The organism is Streptomyces albicerus, from assembly GCF_008905045.1.
GTDB lineage: Bacteria > Actinomycetota > Actinomycetes > Streptomycetales > Streptomycetaceae > Streptomyces > Streptomyces albicerus.
In genome coordinates this window covers 93,165-108,953 of the sequence record NZ_VWMY01000031.1, presented here as the reverse complement: position 1 = coordinate 108,953, position 15,789 = coordinate 93,165, and the positions used below count along the sequence as shown (strand labels likewise).

The following is a 15,789-nucleotide window of genomic DNA, read 5'->3' as shown; positions in this document are numbered from 1 at the left end:
GTTGCCCTGACCGCATCAAGCACCGCGAGGCGCGTATGTCTACCTTCCCCACCTCCATCACCTGCACCTCCCTCTCCTTCGCCTGGCCGGACGGCACCTCCGTCTTCGAGGATCTGCAGGTGTCCTTCGGCCCGGGCAGAACCGGGCTCGTCGGGGTCAACGGATCAGGAAAATCAACTCTGTTGAAGCTGATCGCCGGGCAGCTCACCCCGACCGACGGCACCGTCCGCGTCGCTGGCGAGGTGGGCCATCTGCCGCAGAACGTCACCCTCGACACCGGCCTGCGGGTCGACGAGGCGCTGGACATCGCCGCCAAGCGCGCCGCGCTGCACGCCATCGAGTCGGGCGACGTGTCCGAGAAGCACTTCGACATCGTGGGCGACGACTGGGACGTCGAGGAGCGCGCCGTCGCGACCCTCGGCGAACTCGGCCTCGGCCATATCGAGTTGGACCGCACCATCGGCGAGGTCTCGGGCGGCGAGTCGGTCCTGCTGCGTCTGGCCGCGCTGCTGCTGCGCCGGCCCGACGTACTCCTGCTGGACGAGCCCACCAACAACCTCGACCTGTACGCGCGCCGACGCCTGTACGCGGCCGTCGAGGCCTGGTCCGGGGTCATGGTCGTGGTCAGCCACGACCGTGAACTCCTGGACCTGGTCGACCAGATCGCGGATCTCCACCGAGGAGGAGGTGCGGCGCGCAGCGCCTCGGTTGAGGGTGGTGGTGGGAGACGGGTGGGCGAGGTCGCCTGGTACGGCGGCAACTACTCGGCATACGAGGAGGTACTCGCCACCGAGCAGGAGGCGGCCGAGCGCATGGTGCGCGCTGCCGAGTCCGACCTGAAGAAGCAGAAGCGCGAACTGGTCGACGCCCAGGTCAAGTTGGCGCATCGCAAGAGGTATGCGCAGAAGATGTACGACACCAAGCGCGAGCCCCGGGCCGTGATGAAGCTGAAGAGCCGCTCGGCCCAGGTGTCCGCGGGCAAGCACCGCATCATGCACGAGGAGAAGCTCGCCGAGGCCAAGGACCGCCTCGACGAGGCCGTCGACGCCGTGCGGGACGACGACGAGATCCGCGTCGACCTGCCGTACACGGCCGTGCCGCCGGGCCGTACCGTACTCACGCTCCTGGACCTGGAGTTGGCGTACGGAGCGAGCGTGGCGGGCAACTTCGATCTGCGCGGACCCGAGCGGGTCGCGCTGATCGGGCGCAACGGAGCGGGCAAGACGACCCTGCTGCGGACGATCTCCGGGGAGCTGGCGCCGGTCTCCGGGGAGGCGCGGGCGCATGTGCCCCTGCGCTTCCTGCCGCAGCGGCTCGACGTGCTCGACGACGAGCTGACGGTCGCCGAGAACGTGGCCCGGTTCTCACCCGGCGCCACCAACAACCGCGTCCGGGCGCGGCTGGCCCGCTTCCTGTTCCGGGGCGCGCGGGCCGACCAGCGCGCGGCGACACTCTCCGGCGGCGAACGCTTCCGGGCAGCCCTGGCCGCGCTGATGCTCGCCGAGCCCGCGCCGCAGCTCCTGATGCTCGACGAGCCGACGAACAACCTCGACATGGCGAGCGTGCGGCAGCTCACCACGGCCCTGGAGTCGTACGAGGGAGCGCTGATCGTGGCCAGCCACGACGTGCCGTTCCTGGAGTCGATCGGGATCACGCGCTGGCTGCTGATGGAAGGAGAACTAAAGGAAATCACGCCAGAAGCTGTCGGGTATACCGGTTAGCTTCGGCGGTATGAGCCAGTTCATCACCGGTACACATCAGCCCGTCACTGCTCCTGACCAGCCCGTTTCCGGTAATCACTCGTTCATCAGCGTGGTCGGCGCACATGAGAACAACCTTCGGGATGTGACCCTGCGCATCCCGAAGGGCCGGCTCACGGTCTTCACCGGGGTGTCCGGATCGGGCAAGTCGTCGGTCGTCTTCGACACGATCGCGGTCGAGTCGCAGCGCCAGCTGAACGAGACCTTCACCTGGTTCGTCCGCAACCGGCTGCCGAAGTACGAGCGGCCGCACGCGGAGGCCATCGAGGATCTCTCGCCGGCGATCGTCGTCGACCAGAAACCGGTCGGCGGCCACTCCCGGTCGACCGTGGGCACGATGACGGACGTGTACTCGGTGATCCGGGTCCTGTTCTCACGGCACGGCATCCCGAGCGCGGGTCCGGCGACCGCGTACTCGTTCAACGACCCGTCGGGCATGTGCCCCGAGTGCGACGGCCTCGGGCGCACGGTCCGGCCCGACTGGGACCGCATCCTGGATCCGGACAGGTCCCTGGCGGACGGCGCGATCCTCTTCCCGCCGTTCGCCGCGGGGACCTGGCAGGGGCAGGCGTACACGAACACCACTGAGCTGGACCCGCACAAGCCCGTACGTCAATTCACTGCGGCCGAGCGGGAGTTCCTGATGCGTGGGCGCCCCGGCAGCAAGGTCACCATCAGCGGCTCGGGCGGCGCCTGGAGCACCGACTACGAAGGGCTCGCCGACCGTTTCGAGCGGCTGTACCTCAAGCGGGACCTGTCCGCGCTCAGCCAGAAGACGCGTGATCAGGTGCAGGGCTTCATGACGGAGGGCGTCTGCCCGCGATGCCGGGGTGCGCGGCTGAACGAGGCGGCGCTCGCCACCCGGATCGGCGCGGGGGCCGACGGACGGTCCGGCCTGTCCATCGCCGACTGCGCCCGAATGCAGGTCAGCGACCTGATCGCCGTACTGAAGGACATCGACGACCCGGTCGCCACGCCGGTCGCGGCGGCGGCCGTGGCCTCGCTGGAGCGGATCGAGGCGATCGGGCTCGGCTACCTCAGCCTGGACCGGGAGACCCAGACGCTGTCCGGCGGGGAGGGGCAGCGGCTGAAGATGGTGCGGCATCTCGGGTCGAGCCTGACCGGGATGACGTACATCTTCGACGAGCCGAGCGTCGGGCTGCACCCGCGTGACGTGGGGCGGCTCGGTGATCTGCTGCTACGACTGCGGGACAAGGGGAACACCGTGCTGGTCGTCGAACACGACCCGGACGTCATCGCCCTCGCCGATCATGTCGTCGACATGGGGCCGGGGGCGGGGGCCGACGGCGGCCGGGTGGTCTTCGAGGGGACGCCCGGACAGCTGGCGTCGGCCGACACCCCGACGGGCCGCTGTCTGCACCGCCGTGCCGAGGTGAAGCAACGGCCGCGGGCGGCCACCGGCGGGCTCTGGGTGAAGGGCGCGGACCTGCACAACCTGCGGGATGTGACGGTGGAGTTCCCCACGGGCGTGCTGACCGCGGTGACCGGGGTCGCGGGTTCGGGAAAGAGCACGCTCGTCTCGCGGGAGTTCACGGCGGCGCACCCGGACGCGGTGGTCGTCGACCAGTCGTCCATCGGCATCTCGGCGCGGTCCACACCGGCGACGTATCTCGGCGTCATGGACACCGTACGGAAGATCTTCGCGCGGGAGTTGGGCGTCCAGCCGGGGCTCTTCAGCTTCAATTCCGAAGGAGCCTGCGGGACTTGCCAGGGCCGCGGGGTCAGCTACACCGATCTCGCGTTCATGGATCCGGTGACGACGACCTGCCCCGACTGCGAGGGGCGGCGTTTCAAGGACGAGGTGCTGCGGCTGACCGTGGGCGGCAACTCGATCGTCGACGTACTGGAGATGACGGCCGATCAGGCCCTCGGCTTCTTCGAGGACTCCGGAGTACGCCGCCGTCTGCGTGCCCTGCGGGATGTGGGACTCACGTACCTGACGCTCGGTCAGCCCCTGTCCACGCTCTCCGGCGGGGAACGGCAGCGTATAAAGCTCGCGACCCGGTTGCACCGGACCGGGGCTGTGTACGTGCTCGACGAGCCGACGACCGGGCTGCACATGTCGGACGTCGAGGGTCTGCTCGCCCTCCTCGACCGGCTGGTCGACGCGGGCAACACGGTCCTGGTCGTCGAGCACAACCTCGATGTCGTCGCCCACGCCGACTGGGTCATCGACCTGGGCCCCGACGGCGGCAAGGACGGCGGCCGGGTCGTCTTCGAGGGAACACCTCGTCAACTCCTGCGCGCGAAGGGCTCGTTCACGGGGGAACACCTCCGGCGGTATGTGGGGTAGGGCGTCGGCGGCTGCGGGCGGCTGCGCCGGGCGCGACGGCCAGGAGGGCGGGTGCGGGTAGGTGAGGGCTGGTCGCGCCCACGCGGCGGAGCCGCAAATGTCAGAGCCCCGCGCCCCTTCGGGGCGCCCGGAACCCGTCGCGGACGGTAAGGCGCGGCAACTGCTCAGCCCCCTGATGGAAGACTCCTCCGGCAGGCACCGCCAGGCACCGGCAGCCCGCCCGCACCTCCCCGGATATGGGCACAACCACCACATTCCCCTCTCCACCCCCGCACCCTCAGGGGACTGTTGTCACCCCGGCACGGCGCTGCATGATGTGCGCGAGACCCCTGCGATTCGGAGACCCGCACGTGCCCAGCCAGAAGGCCCTCATCCGCCGACCCAGCCCTCGCCTGGCCGAAGGCCTGGTCACGCACATCGAGCGCACGAAGGTCGACGTCGGTCTGGCGGTCGAGCAGTGGGAGACGTACGCGCAGGCGCTGCGTACGCACGGCTGGGAGACCATCGAGGTGGAGCCCGCCGACGACTGCCCGGACTCCGTGTTCGTGGAGGACACGGTGGTCGTCTTCCGCAACGTGGCGCTGATCGGCCGCCCGGGCGCGGAGGCGCGGCGCGGCGAGACGACCGGGGTCGAGGAGGCCGTGGCCCGGCTCGGCTGCTCGGTGAACTGGGTGTGGGAGCCGGGCACGCTCGACGGCGGCGACGTCCTGAAGGTCGGCGACACGATCTACGTGGGCCGCGGCGGCCGTACCAACGCCGCCGGCATCCAGCAGCTGCGGGCCGCCTTCGAACCGCTCGGCGCGCGCGTCGTCGCCGTACCGGTGAGCAAGGTGCTGCACCTGAAGTCGGCCGTCACCGCGCTGCCCGACGGCACGGTCGTCGGGCACGGGCCGCTCGTGGACACGCCGTCGCTGTTTCCGCGCTTCCTGGCGGTGCCGGAGGAGTCCGGCGCCCACGTCGTGCTGCTCGGCGGCGGAAAGCTGCTGATGGCGGCAAGCGCACCAAAGACCGCCGAGCTGTTCGCCGATCTCGGCCACGAACCCGTCCTCGTGGACATCAGCGAGTTCGAGAAGCTCGAGGGCTGTGTGACATGCCTCTCGATCCGGCTCCGGGAGCTGTACGCCTGAACGGCCGACGCAGCGCCCGCTCGGCTCCGGGACCTGCGCGTCCGCCCGGCGAGTGTGCTCCGAGGACACGCCTTGCCGATCTCCGGCTGAGAACGTTGCTGATCAGCGCTCTTTACGGCGCGCTTAACCTACGGCATCGTAACCTACGGATACGTAGCCTACGATGCCGTAGGTTGTGTGAACGCTCAGCATTTACGTCCCCCCTGGAGCCCCCGTGACGATCACTTCTCCCCATCTCGGCAGCCCGTCCTCCGCCTGGACCGACGCACGGCTGCTGTACGCACTGGAAGAAGTGGTGGAGACCGAACTCAACCGGCACCTGAAGGTGGCCAAGGACTGGATGCCGCACGAGTACGTGCCCTGGTCCGACGGCCGCAACTTCCCCGGTTTCTTCGAGGACGGCGAGGCCTGGGACAAGGAGCAGTCCAAGGTCACCGAGATCGGCCGGATCGCCCTGGTCGTCAATCTTCTCACCGAGGACAACCTGCCCAGCTACCACCACGAAATCGCCAGCCTTTTCGGCCGCGACGGCGCCTGGGGCACCTGGGTGCACCGCTGGACCGCCGAAGAGGGCCGGCACGGCATCGTGATGCGCGACTACCTGCTCGCTTCGCGCGCGGTCGACCCCGACAAGCTCGAGGCCTTCCGCATGGTGCACATGAGCGAGGGCTTCGAGTCGGACAACCGCCACTCGATGCTGCACTCGGTCGCGTACGTCGCCTTCCAGGAGCTCGCGACCCGTGTCTCGCACCGCAACACCGGGCACCAGTCCGGTGACCCGGTCTGCGACCGCATGCTGGCGCGCATCGCGACCGACGAGAACCTGCACATGGTCTTCTACCGCAACCTCCTGAAGGCCGCCTTCGAGCTCGCCCCCGACCTCACCATGCAGGCCGTCCGCGACGTCATCGTCAACTTCCGGATGCCCGGCCACGGCATGCCCGGCTTCGAGCGCGCCGCCGCGCAGATGGCGATCGGCGAGGTCTACAACATGCGCATCCACCACGACGACGTACTCCAGCCGGTGCTGCGCCACCTCAAGGTCCTGGAGATCGACGGCCTCGGCCCCGAGGGCCTCCAGGCCCAGGAGGAGCTCGGCCTCTACATGCGCGGTCTGGACTCCGAGGCCCTGAAGTTCGACGAGAAGCTCGCGGCCCGTAAGGCCCGCATGGCGGCGAGGGCCGCCGGCGTGTAAACGCAGGGCTTGGGGTCCTTCATCGGCTGCGGGCTGGTTGTGGTTGGTCCCGGCCACTCGGCGGAGCCGCACATGTCACAGGCCCGCGCCCCTGGTGGGGCGCGGGTTCTGCCGTCTCTCACTCGTACGCCGTCACCCGGGCAAGCGCCATGTCACGTACATCGGGCGCCCGGTGGCGGCGCAGTGCTCTCAGCTGCTCGCGCCAAGGGCCGGACCAGGCGGTGCGGGGGCCTATCGCGTCGGTGAGGGCCGCCGCGAGCAGGCCCTCGGCGAAGCCGCCGTGCTCGGTGAGGCGGCGGACCGTGCCGAGCAGCGCGTCGACATCCCCCTCGGGCGGCTGCCGACGCAGCCGTCCGGACAGCTCGTGCGCGATCCGCCCGGTGAGCGCGGGCCGGCCGTCGGTGAGTACCGCAAGCCGGTCCAGCGCCGCGTCCACCTCGTGCGGCTCCGCGTCGAGGTCGAGGTGGCAGGCCGCCAGGGTGGCGGCCTGGGGTATGAAGTCGTCGTACCGCGCGAGGAGTTCACCCGCGGCGAGGGCGGCCGGGCGGATCGGCCCGGGGGCGGTCCCGGCCTGCTGGGTGAGACGCCCGACGAGGTATTCCACCCGGCGACGGGCCGGGCGGTCGCGTTGTTCCTCGGCGTCGGGGAGGGCGTGCGAGGCGGGCCTCCGTACGGAATCGGCGGCGGCGTCGGCCTGGGCGGTCGCTCCGGCTCCGCTCTCCACGGCGCCCGCGGCAGTAGGCGTCCCGGCCGCGCTCGCGGCCGGCCGATCCTCGGCTCCGAGGGCGGATTCCCCATCGGTGAGGTCGCCCGTTCCGGTGTCGGCCTCCGCCAGCTCCGCCAACGCCCGGAGCAGCCCCAGGCCACCCTGCGGTGCCCCCGCGGCGGCGGTCACCAGGCCGTTCGCGGCAGCCTTCCACGCCTTGCGGTCCGACAGGTCCGCCGTGGCCTGCGCCAGCACCGTCGGCGCGTCGTCCGACCACGAGGCCCAGCGGGCCAGCGCGTCGAAGGCGAGGGCGGCCGTCTCCGAGTCCTCGGCGGCGGAGACGTCTCGGACGAGGCGGGCATACCGCTCGCGATGGGACTCCGCCAGGTCGAGCGGCTGTACACGCAGGACCGCCGTGCGCAGGACCGGCTCCGCGCAGGCCGCGTCGTGCAGCACGGTCCAGATCCGGTCGTCGGCGAGCAGCGGGCCCGCGACGGCGACGCAGGCCGCCCGGACGTCGGGGTGGGCGCCGGGCCGGCCGTACGCCTCGGTGAGGAGCTCCACCGCCCGGGGTATCGGGAGCCGCGTCGCGGCCAACCGGGCCGCCTCCTTGCGGCTGGTCACCTTGGTGCCCGGTCCGAGCAGCACCTCACGCAGCTGCCCCGCGAGCAGCGACGGCGCCACGTGCCGGGACGCCCTCGTGGCCGCGTACACGGCGACGCGTGCCCGGTCGTCGCCCGCGTGCGCGAGCAGTTCCGGCAGTGCGTCGCCGGGCCGGTCGATGTGGGCGAGCGCGCCGAGCGCGGCCTCCGCGAGCACGACGTTCCGCGAACCGGTCCAGCGGCGTACGAGTGCGGCACCCTGGCCCGGCACGCGCGCGGCCTGCCCGATGGCGGCAACCCGCGCGTACGACGGCAGTCCGGCATCGGCGGCCGCTTTCGCCAACTTCCGGGCCACGGCGTCCTGTTGACGCGGCAACCAGCGTCGTACGTCATACCCAACGGGCACGGTCCAGTGGGTGTCCTTGGTGAGGAAACGGCCGTACGGCGGGGTGTCGGCCAGGAGTACGTCGAGGAGGTCGGTGCGGCGTCGGGTGACCACGGGAAGGACCGGCCACAGCACGCCCGCCGAGGGCTCGAGCGCGAGGAGTCGCGCCACCCTCTCGTGACGGGTGGCGGGCGGCTCCAGCCACAGCTCGACGGCGTTGCGCACGGTCACGTCGTTCCCGAACCGGATGGCCTGCCACAGGAGTTCCTGCAACTCGGGCATCCCGGCGGCGCGCCGCCCCACGGCTCGGGCGAGCGCGAAGGCGAGGCTGTAATCGGCCTTCTCGGTGCCCGCCTCGATCCACGGCCGCAGCGCCTCGTACACCTGGTGCTCCTGCCCGCGCCGCAGCTTCTCGTCGAGCCGGCCCAGGTCGGCGCCGCCGGTGTTCCCGGAGATCCGCACGAGCGTGCGCAGCGCCCAGTTCACCAACTCCCTCGAACTGCCCGCGGCGTGCTCCCGCAGCACGGACACGGCGAGTTGGCTGAGGTTGCGCCGGATCTCCGGGGAGGAGTCCCTGGCCTCGACGGCATCGACGGCGATCCGGTCGAGGTGCGGCTCGGCGTCCTCGGTGAACAGGGCGGGCGGAGTGTGGGACAGCGCGCGCAGGGCAGGCAGCCGCACCGGCTCCTGCTCGTTGCGCAACCGGGCCGACTCCGCCAGTACGGAGGTGACGGCCGCGGAGTCACCTGAGCGGGCGGCGTTGCCGATCAGCAACGGCCAGGCCAGAGCTCGGTCTTCGGCGGCGGGACGGCGCGTCGCCTCGATGAGCCGCTCGCGCACTTCGGGGACGGGCAGGAAGGATTCGGCAAGCAGCACGGTGCCCCAGGCCGCGCCGCGTTCGCGCGCCGCGGCGGCCATCCGTCGGGCCTCCTCGGCGACGCAACTGCGCGGCAACGCCTCAAGGATGACGGCATCGACGGTGACGCCGTCGGCGCCCCGGCCCGCCATCGCCTCCGTATAGAAGGCGTGGCGACGAGCGGGCGGCAGCGCCATGAGCCAGGACGCGAGATCACCCGACTCGGCCAACACCCTTCCGAAGGCGGCGAGTTCATCCGCCCCGGACCGCGCCAGCCTGTACCGCAGCGACCGGCTGCGCACACCACGGAGCGAGGGACCGCTGCCCCCGAGCAGCAGCCGGAGCACCCGCCCCGGCGCGACAGCCGCGAACGCGCCCAGTCGGTCCTGGAGTTGAAACGGAATCCTGGCGGGACCGAAGCGCTCGACCAGTTCCAGCGCACGCGACGGCTCCACGGCCACCGTGACCGCCACGGCCTGCGCGTACCGCTGCCACCAGGCATCGCGCAGCGACTCCGGCAGTGCGGCCAACTCCCGTTCCGCCACGTCCAGTAGAACTCCCGCGTGCCGTCTGCCGAGCGCTTTCCAGCCCCGTACGGCGTGAAAGAGCGAGGGCAGCAGCCGGGCGACCGTCTGCGGCGAGCACCCGGGCAGCAGTCGCGCCGCCTCCGCGTCGCCCCACTCGTCCCGCAGCCCGTCGACGAGCCGGTCCGCCAGCGCGGTACGCCGCCCCGCGACGACGGCACGCAGCAGCTGTCGCCGTACCGTCTCGGGCGCGTCGGAGAGTGCCGACTCGTAGGCCGAGTCGGGCACCTGGAGGCTGTCCGCCGCCCTCAGCGCGTGTCCGCGCACGAACGAGTCCGGATCGGCGATCCGCGCCGCGATCCACTCGACGTCCCGGCTGATGGCCGCCGCGACGACAGCGAGCCCCCGCTCGTACGGCCCGCGGGCCTCCAACTCGTCCAGCAGCGGACGCGCCTCCTCCAATTCCCGTACCCGGGCGGCGAGTTCGCGCATACGCAGCGGATACGGCAGCGGATCAAGGGCGTTCAGCAGGCTCTCGGCCTGGTGCCGCGGGGTGTGGACCATGGGGTGGATTGTGCCTGCCGGGAGCCGTGACGCGCGCCGAATTCCCGATGTGGCCGACGGCGAAGCGGAATCCCCTGTCGCACCAACAGTCGGTCCGCCGTACGCATTTACGGCCCGCCCTCGTGGTGCAACGGTGCCCGAAGGGGGTGAACACCATGGCACAGACCCATGAGTGGATGTTCTACGAGGTCATGTGGCGCGGCTGGGCGGGACGGGCGCAGGTCCCGTATCCCGTGCCCTGGTGGGCGCAGCAGGCCTTCCGGCGGTGGAGCGACGACTTCGACGCCGGTACGTACGAATCGAAGGAGGCGGCCTTCGCCTCCAACGCCCTGTACCGCTACTGGCACATGGTCGGCGTCAAGGACCACCGGCAGGAGTCCCTGATCGGACAGGCGGGCGAGATCGAGCCGGTCTACGACAAGTACTGCCTCTCGTTCTTCCTGCACGACCCGGCGACGGGCACGCTGCGGCTGCCCCAGCTCCCGGACGGCGGAAACGTCGAACAGCGCATGGAAGCACCGCACTTACCGGTGGTCCTGACGACGTTCCGTACGCCGGAGAACGTCGAGTTCGTGCAGCGCACCTTCGCCACGCCCGTCGGCGCGCGGCAGCGGGACCTGGCCGTCACCCGGGTGACGGTGAGCAGTCCGACCGGTCAGCCGCGTGATGGGCTGCTGTGCGCGGCGGTGATGCCGGCCGGGCCGAGCGGGTTCCAGCGGCACGACCGCAACGGCCGGCAGATCACCGACCGGCGGCTCACGTACCTGCGACATCTGCCGGACGAACAGCGCGTGGAGACCAACTCGGGATGGGGGCCGGTCTTCGACACCCCGCCCGAGCAGTACGGCGTGTACGGCAATCCGGACTTCTCCTTCGACCCGGACTCGTATCTGGCCCACAGCCCGTTCCACGACCTGGTGATGGGCGGCAAGCTGAACGGCGCACTGGAGGCGCAGGACCAGGTGGCGGGGCTGTGCAGTGCCGTGTTCGCCTGGCCGTTCCGGGTGGTGGCGGACGAGGTCTTCGAGATCGACGTACGGCTGCCGGTCGATCTGTACGCGGGAGCCGACGACCTGGCGGAGCTGAGGGCGACGCCGGCCACGGAACTGGAGTCCGCCAACCGGGACTTCTGGGCGGCGAAGCTGCTCGGACAGGGGCTGCAGCCCCAACTGCCGGGCCCTGTAGGGCATCTGGCGGATCTCTTCCGCCAGGCGCGGTCGCAGCTGCTGATCCTCTCCGACCACGGCGAGATCCATCCCGGCCCGACCGTCTACGACTCGTTCTGGATCCGTGACTCGTCCGTGGAGGCCACGGCCTGCTCGCTGGTCGGGGATACGGCCCTGGCCGAGCACCAGTTGGGCACGCACTATCCGCTGAAGTTCAACCGCGGCACCGGCCGGATCGGCCCGTGCGCCGAGTACGGCTTCTACGGCGGCCCGCACGAGAGGGACGACCGCGAGTGGGACAGCAACGGCCAGGCGCTGTGGGCGATCGGCCGGTTCGACCGCACGAGCGGCAAGGACGCGGCGTTCGGGGCGAAGTTGTACGTCCCCTATGTGCGCGACGCGGCCCGCTGGCTGCGTGACAACCGTGACGGATACGGGCTGTTGCACAGCGGCTGGAGCGCCGAGCACCTCGGCGAACGCGACAAGCCGCACTACTGGGACGACCTCTGGGGCCTCGCCGGACTGTACGAGTCGGCGCGCCTCGCGGAACGGATCGGCGCGCCGGAGGTGCCCGAACTCTGGGCCGCCTTCGACGACTTGAAGCGGGCCACCGGTGACTCGATCCGCTGGGTGCTGGCCGAGCAGCGTGCTCGCGGCGCCTGGGAGACGTACATCCCGACCGGCCCTGCCGACGTCGGACGGCTCGACTCCACGATGATCGGTACGGCCGCCTACTTCCATCCGCTGCGCCTGCACATGGGCAGCAAGCTGGGTGAGGAGGTCGACCGGGCGGCCCGCTTCACCCTGGACACGATGTACGCGCACTTCGTCACCGGCGGCTACCGGCACGAGGCGGCCTGGAACGCGTACGGGCCTTATCTGACCCTGCAGTTGGCACACGCGTACCTGCTCGCGGGCGATCCCGCCCGGATGGACGAGCTGCTCGGCTGGACGGTCGGCGCGGGCTTCCCGCGAACGGCGGGGCGGGTGGCGGCACTCGGCGCGTGGAACGAGCAGCACGCGTTCCCGGTCGCCTCGGACTTCGCCGAAGTCCCGTACTCGCGTTGGTACATGGGCGACATCCCGCACGGCTGGGCGGCCGCCGAGTATCTGCTGCTGATCCGCGACATCCTCTTCTTCGAGGCGGACGAGGACCACGATCCGCATGTGTACATCGCCCCGGGAGTACGGCCGCACTGGGTGCCGGAGGGCGAAAGGCTGGCGGTGGACGCGGCGCCGACGCTCTTCGGGGAGCCGTTCGGGTACCGGCTCACGCACGATCCGGCCGAGCGGACGGTGACGGTCGACATCACACAGGCGCCGGAGCGGGTGCGGTTCGTCTATCCATGCCGGTTCGGCCGCGTGCGGGCGGCGTCCGCCGACGGGCGGGAGCTGGTCGTGACGGGCCACGACGTGCACGTGCCGGCCGGGACGTGGCAGTTCACGGTGACCTACGAGTGAGGGATGCCGCCATCATTACCAGCAGTAGTGCCGGTGCCAGTGCCGGCTCTAGTGCTGTGTGCGTCGAAGGCTGAGCCGCTCCTTCTCGGAGAGGCCGCCCCAGACGCCGAAGCGTTCGTCGTGGTTGAGCGCGTACTCGAGGCACGCGGAGCGCATCTCGCACAGTCCGCAGATGCGCTTCGCCTCGCGCACCGAGCTGCCCGGCTCAGGAAAGAAGAAGTCGGATCCGGTCTGAGCGCACAGCGCCCCTTCCTGCCAGGAGAGATCGGGCGCGGCGATGGTGTCGTTGTGCATGCCGGCGATCGTGCCGCGCACCGAAAAACGTTCGATCAACGCCACATCAACGACTCGCCCCGACAGCTCGTCCTGGGAACCTCCCCCACGACCACGGGCGAACCCCAATGATGCAGCCCGAAGCCGTCCATTCGCACACCGGCGCGCCCTACAGCCGGCGCCCCATAGGGGCGCGGGGAACTGCGCGCCCAGCCCCCACCGACCCGCACGAGCCCACCACCGCACGCCCCCACTGCGGGCCCCCACACCCCACCACGGCCAGTCGATCACAAAGAGTAACCACCCCACCCGCCATGCCCAGCGGCAGATGTCAGTGCGCGGTGCAAGACTCAGCACAGCAGGCAGCGGGACCCTTAGAGGAGGGCAACATGCTCACCACCCGTTTTGTCACAGGCGCCCCGAACTGGGTCGACCTCGGCACCAGCGACATCGACGGCGCACAGTCCTTCTACAACGGCCTCTTCGGCTGGGACTTCCAGTCGGCGGGCCCGGATTCGGGCGGTTACGGCTTCTTCCAACTGGCCGGGAAGACCGTCGCGGCCGCCATGCAGACCACACCGGAGCAGGGGCCGCCGTCCTGGACCGTGTACTTCCAGAGCCCGGACGCCGACGCCACGGCCAAGGCGGCCGAGCAGGCAAGGGGCAGCGTTCTGATTCCTCCCGACGACGTCATGGACAGGGGGCGTCTGGCCATCCTCGCCGACAACGCGGGCGTCAGCTTCGGCATCTGGCAGCCGAACCAGCTCAAGGGTCTGGATGTGGCCGGCGACCCGGGCTCCCTGTGCTGGGTCGAGCTCTACACGCCGGACATGGCCGCGGCGGCCGCGTTCTACAACTCCGTGCTGGGCCTGGAGACGTCGGCCGTCCCCTTCCCCGGTGGCACGTACACCTGCATCAACCCCGCGGACGGCGGCGAGGACGCCATGTTCGGCGGTGTCGTCCCGCTGGCCGACGACCCGACGGAGCAGGCGGCGGGGGCCTATTGGCTGCCGTACTTCGAAGTCGCGGACACGGACGCCGTGGTCGCCAAGGCCGAGGAGCTGGGCGGCACGGTCCGGATGCCCGCCACATCCGCGGAGGGCGTCGGCCGCATGGCGAAGCTCGCCGACCCGTACGGGGCACGCTTCGCGGTGATCAAGAGCGAGCCGCCGCAGAGCTGATCGCTGATCGCTGATGACTGGCAGCTGATAAAGGGGGCCGGGTCTCTTTGGCGAGACTCGGCCCCCTCGCAGGCCCGTCCACCGACTCATCACCCCCTGTTGCACCGTCAACTTCTGAACGCAAGAAGATTTCGAGAGCGCTCTCAGTCATAACCCTTGACGCTTCAACTCCCCCTGGGAACAGTGGTGCCCCGCAGGGGGCCGGTGCCCCACACACCGGCCCATCCCTGCACCCCCCACACCCCAGGAGACTTCCGTGATCTCACGCAGAACGTTCCTGACCGGAGCCGCAGCCGTCACCACCGCCGCGAGCTATCCCGTCTGGGGAAGCGCTCTCAGCCCGGACGCCAAGGCCGCCCCCGCCACCTGTGAACTCGCCCTCAAGAACGCCTCGTTGCCGGGTACCGTCCGCGCGTACGTCACCGGGCACGAGCAGTCGACGGGCAACTGGGTCCTGCTGCGGGCGGACGGCAGTGTCTACCGTCCCTCGTCACCCTCCGCACCGCAGACCCCGCTGCCCGTCGACTGCGCCATACCGCTCGGCGCCGCCGGCTCCGCCCCGAAGGTCCTGACGCTTCCTCAGATGTTCGGCGCCCGCGTCTACTTCGTGCGCGACAGCACCCTCGACTTCTTCCTCAACCCGGGCCCCTCGCTGGTCGAGCCCGCGTTCGCCACGCCCGCCGACCCGAACTACGGCAGGACCTGGTCGTTCTGCGAGTTCACGTTCAACCCCCAGCAGCTGTACGCCAACATCAGTTACGTCGACCTGGTCACCGCCCTGCCGATCGGCCTCACGCTGGAGGGCGACGCCACGCACACCGTCGCGCCGCTGCCCAACGGCGCCGTCGACAGGATCGCCGCGGACCTCACGGCGCAGGCGGCCAGGGACGGCCAGCCCTGGGACAAGCTGGTGATCCGGGGCGACGGCGGCTCCGTACTGCGCGTGATCTCCCCGCAGAACCTGATGGCTCCGTACTTCGACCGCCCCGCCGAGATGCCGTTCCGCGACCTCTGGACCAGCTACATCGACCAGGTCTGGGCGAAGTACCGCTCGACCGACCTGAAGATCGACCTCCAGGGCGGCCGGGGCGTGCTCACCGGCCGGGTCAGCGGTGACACGCTCACCTTCACCGGCGGCCACACCTTCGCCAAGCCCACGTCGAAGGACGTCTTCACCTGCAACCACGGCCCGTTCGCCAACAACCCGGGCGACCCCGACGACAAGAAGGCCCTCCTCGCCCGCCTCGCCGCCGGCTTCAACCGCTCGATCATGCTCACCCACCCGAGCCAGCCCAACGGCACGACCACGGCCGACTACTACAAGGGCACGGTCACCAATCACTGGGCACGCGTGGTGCACGCCAACTCGCCCATCGGCTATGCCTTCCCGTACGACGACGTACGCCCGGACGGCCAGCCCGACGTGTCCGGCGCGGCCCACGACGGCAACCCGCGGCGCTTCACGGTGACAGTCGGAGCGTAAGCGCTCCGCTGGAGGGGGATTGTTGTCTGCGGGCCCGGTGGGGGCTGGTCGCGCAGTTCCCCGCGCCCCTGAAAGACGGGGCTGCGCCCCTGTCTTTCGTCTTTGGGGGCGGTAGCCCCTGCTTTTTAGGGGCGCGGGGAACTGCGCGATCAGCCCCCACCGGGCCGCACCGAAAACACAAGCCACCCCGCG

Annotated in this window: 9 protein-coding genes; 7 read left to right on the top strand and 2 right to left on the bottom strand. The window is 70.6% G+C overall.

The window, feature by feature from the left end; translation table 11 throughout:
- The first annotated feature begins 35 nt into the window (after positions 1-35).
- From GAS53_RS27585 to GAS53_RS27570, 4 genes are all read left to right on the top strand, one after another.
- Positions 36-1,721 carry an ABC-F family ATP-binding cassette domain-containing protein gene (locus GAS53_RS27585; protein ID WP_151480416.1) on the top strand — a complete coding sequence of 562 codons (1,686 nt, stop codon included), beginning with the start codon at positions 36-38 and terminating at the stop codon, positions 1,719-1,721.
- A 10-nt stretch (positions 1,722-1,731) separates the two neighbouring features.
- A complete protein-coding gene (locus tag GAS53_RS27580; protein WP_151480415.1) occupies positions 1,732-4,074 on the top strand; it encodes an ATP-binding cassette domain-containing protein in 2,343 nt (780 codons plus the stop codon).
- Positions 4,075-4,424: 350 nt separating this feature from the next.
- A complete protein-coding gene (gene ddaH / locus GAS53_RS27575; RefSeq protein ID WP_151480414.1) occupies positions 4,425-5,201 on the top strand; it encodes a dimethylargininase in 777 nt (258 codons plus the stop codon).
- 214 nt (positions 5,202-5,415) lie between these two features.
- Positions 5,416-6,396: an acyl-ACP desaturase gene (locus tag GAS53_RS27570; RefSeq protein ID WP_151480413.1), complete on the top strand. Its 981-nt coding sequence runs from the start codon at positions 5,416-5,418 to the stop codon at positions 6,394-6,396.
- Between the two features lie 118 nt (positions 6,397-6,514).
- Here GAS53_RS27570 and GAS53_RS27565 read toward each other — a convergent pair whose 3' ends face one another.
- Positions 6,515-10,033, bottom strand: coding sequence for a hypothetical protein (locus GAS53_RS27565; RefSeq protein ID WP_151480412.1), 3,519 nt, complete (start codon positions 10,031-10,033; stop codon positions 6,515-6,517).
- Between the two features lie 155 nt (positions 10,034-10,188).
- On the opposite strand from GAS53_RS27565, the gene GAS53_RS27560 reads away from it, so the two are divergent.
- A complete protein-coding gene (locus GAS53_RS27560; protein WP_151480411.1) occupies positions 10,189-12,660 on the top strand; it encodes a hypothetical protein in 2,472 nt (823 codons plus the stop codon).
- 48 nt (positions 12,661-12,708) lie between these two features.
- Here the strand turns inward: GAS53_RS27560 and GAS53_RS27555 are convergent, their stop codons facing one another.
- Positions 12,709-12,954: a WhiB family transcriptional regulator gene (locus tag GAS53_RS27555; protein WP_192583308.1), complete on the bottom strand. Its 246-nt coding sequence runs from the start codon at positions 12,952-12,954 to the stop codon at positions 12,709-12,711.
- A gap of 368 nt (positions 12,955-13,322) precedes the next feature.
- On the opposite strand from GAS53_RS27555, the gene GAS53_RS27550 reads away from it, so the two are divergent.
- Both GAS53_RS27550 and GAS53_RS27545 read left to right on the top strand, forming a co-directional pair.
- Positions 13,323-14,114, top strand: coding sequence for a VOC family protein (locus GAS53_RS27550; protein WP_151480409.1), 792 nt, complete (start codon positions 13,323-13,325; stop codon positions 14,112-14,114).
- 256 nt (positions 14,115-14,370) lie between these two features.
- Positions 14,371-15,597 carry a glycoside hydrolase family 64 protein gene (locus GAS53_RS27545; protein WP_151480408.1) on the top strand — a complete coding sequence of 409 codons (1,227 nt, stop codon included), beginning with the start codon at positions 14,371-14,373 and terminating at the stop codon, positions 15,595-15,597.
- Positions 15,598-15,789: the final 192 nt, after the last annotated feature.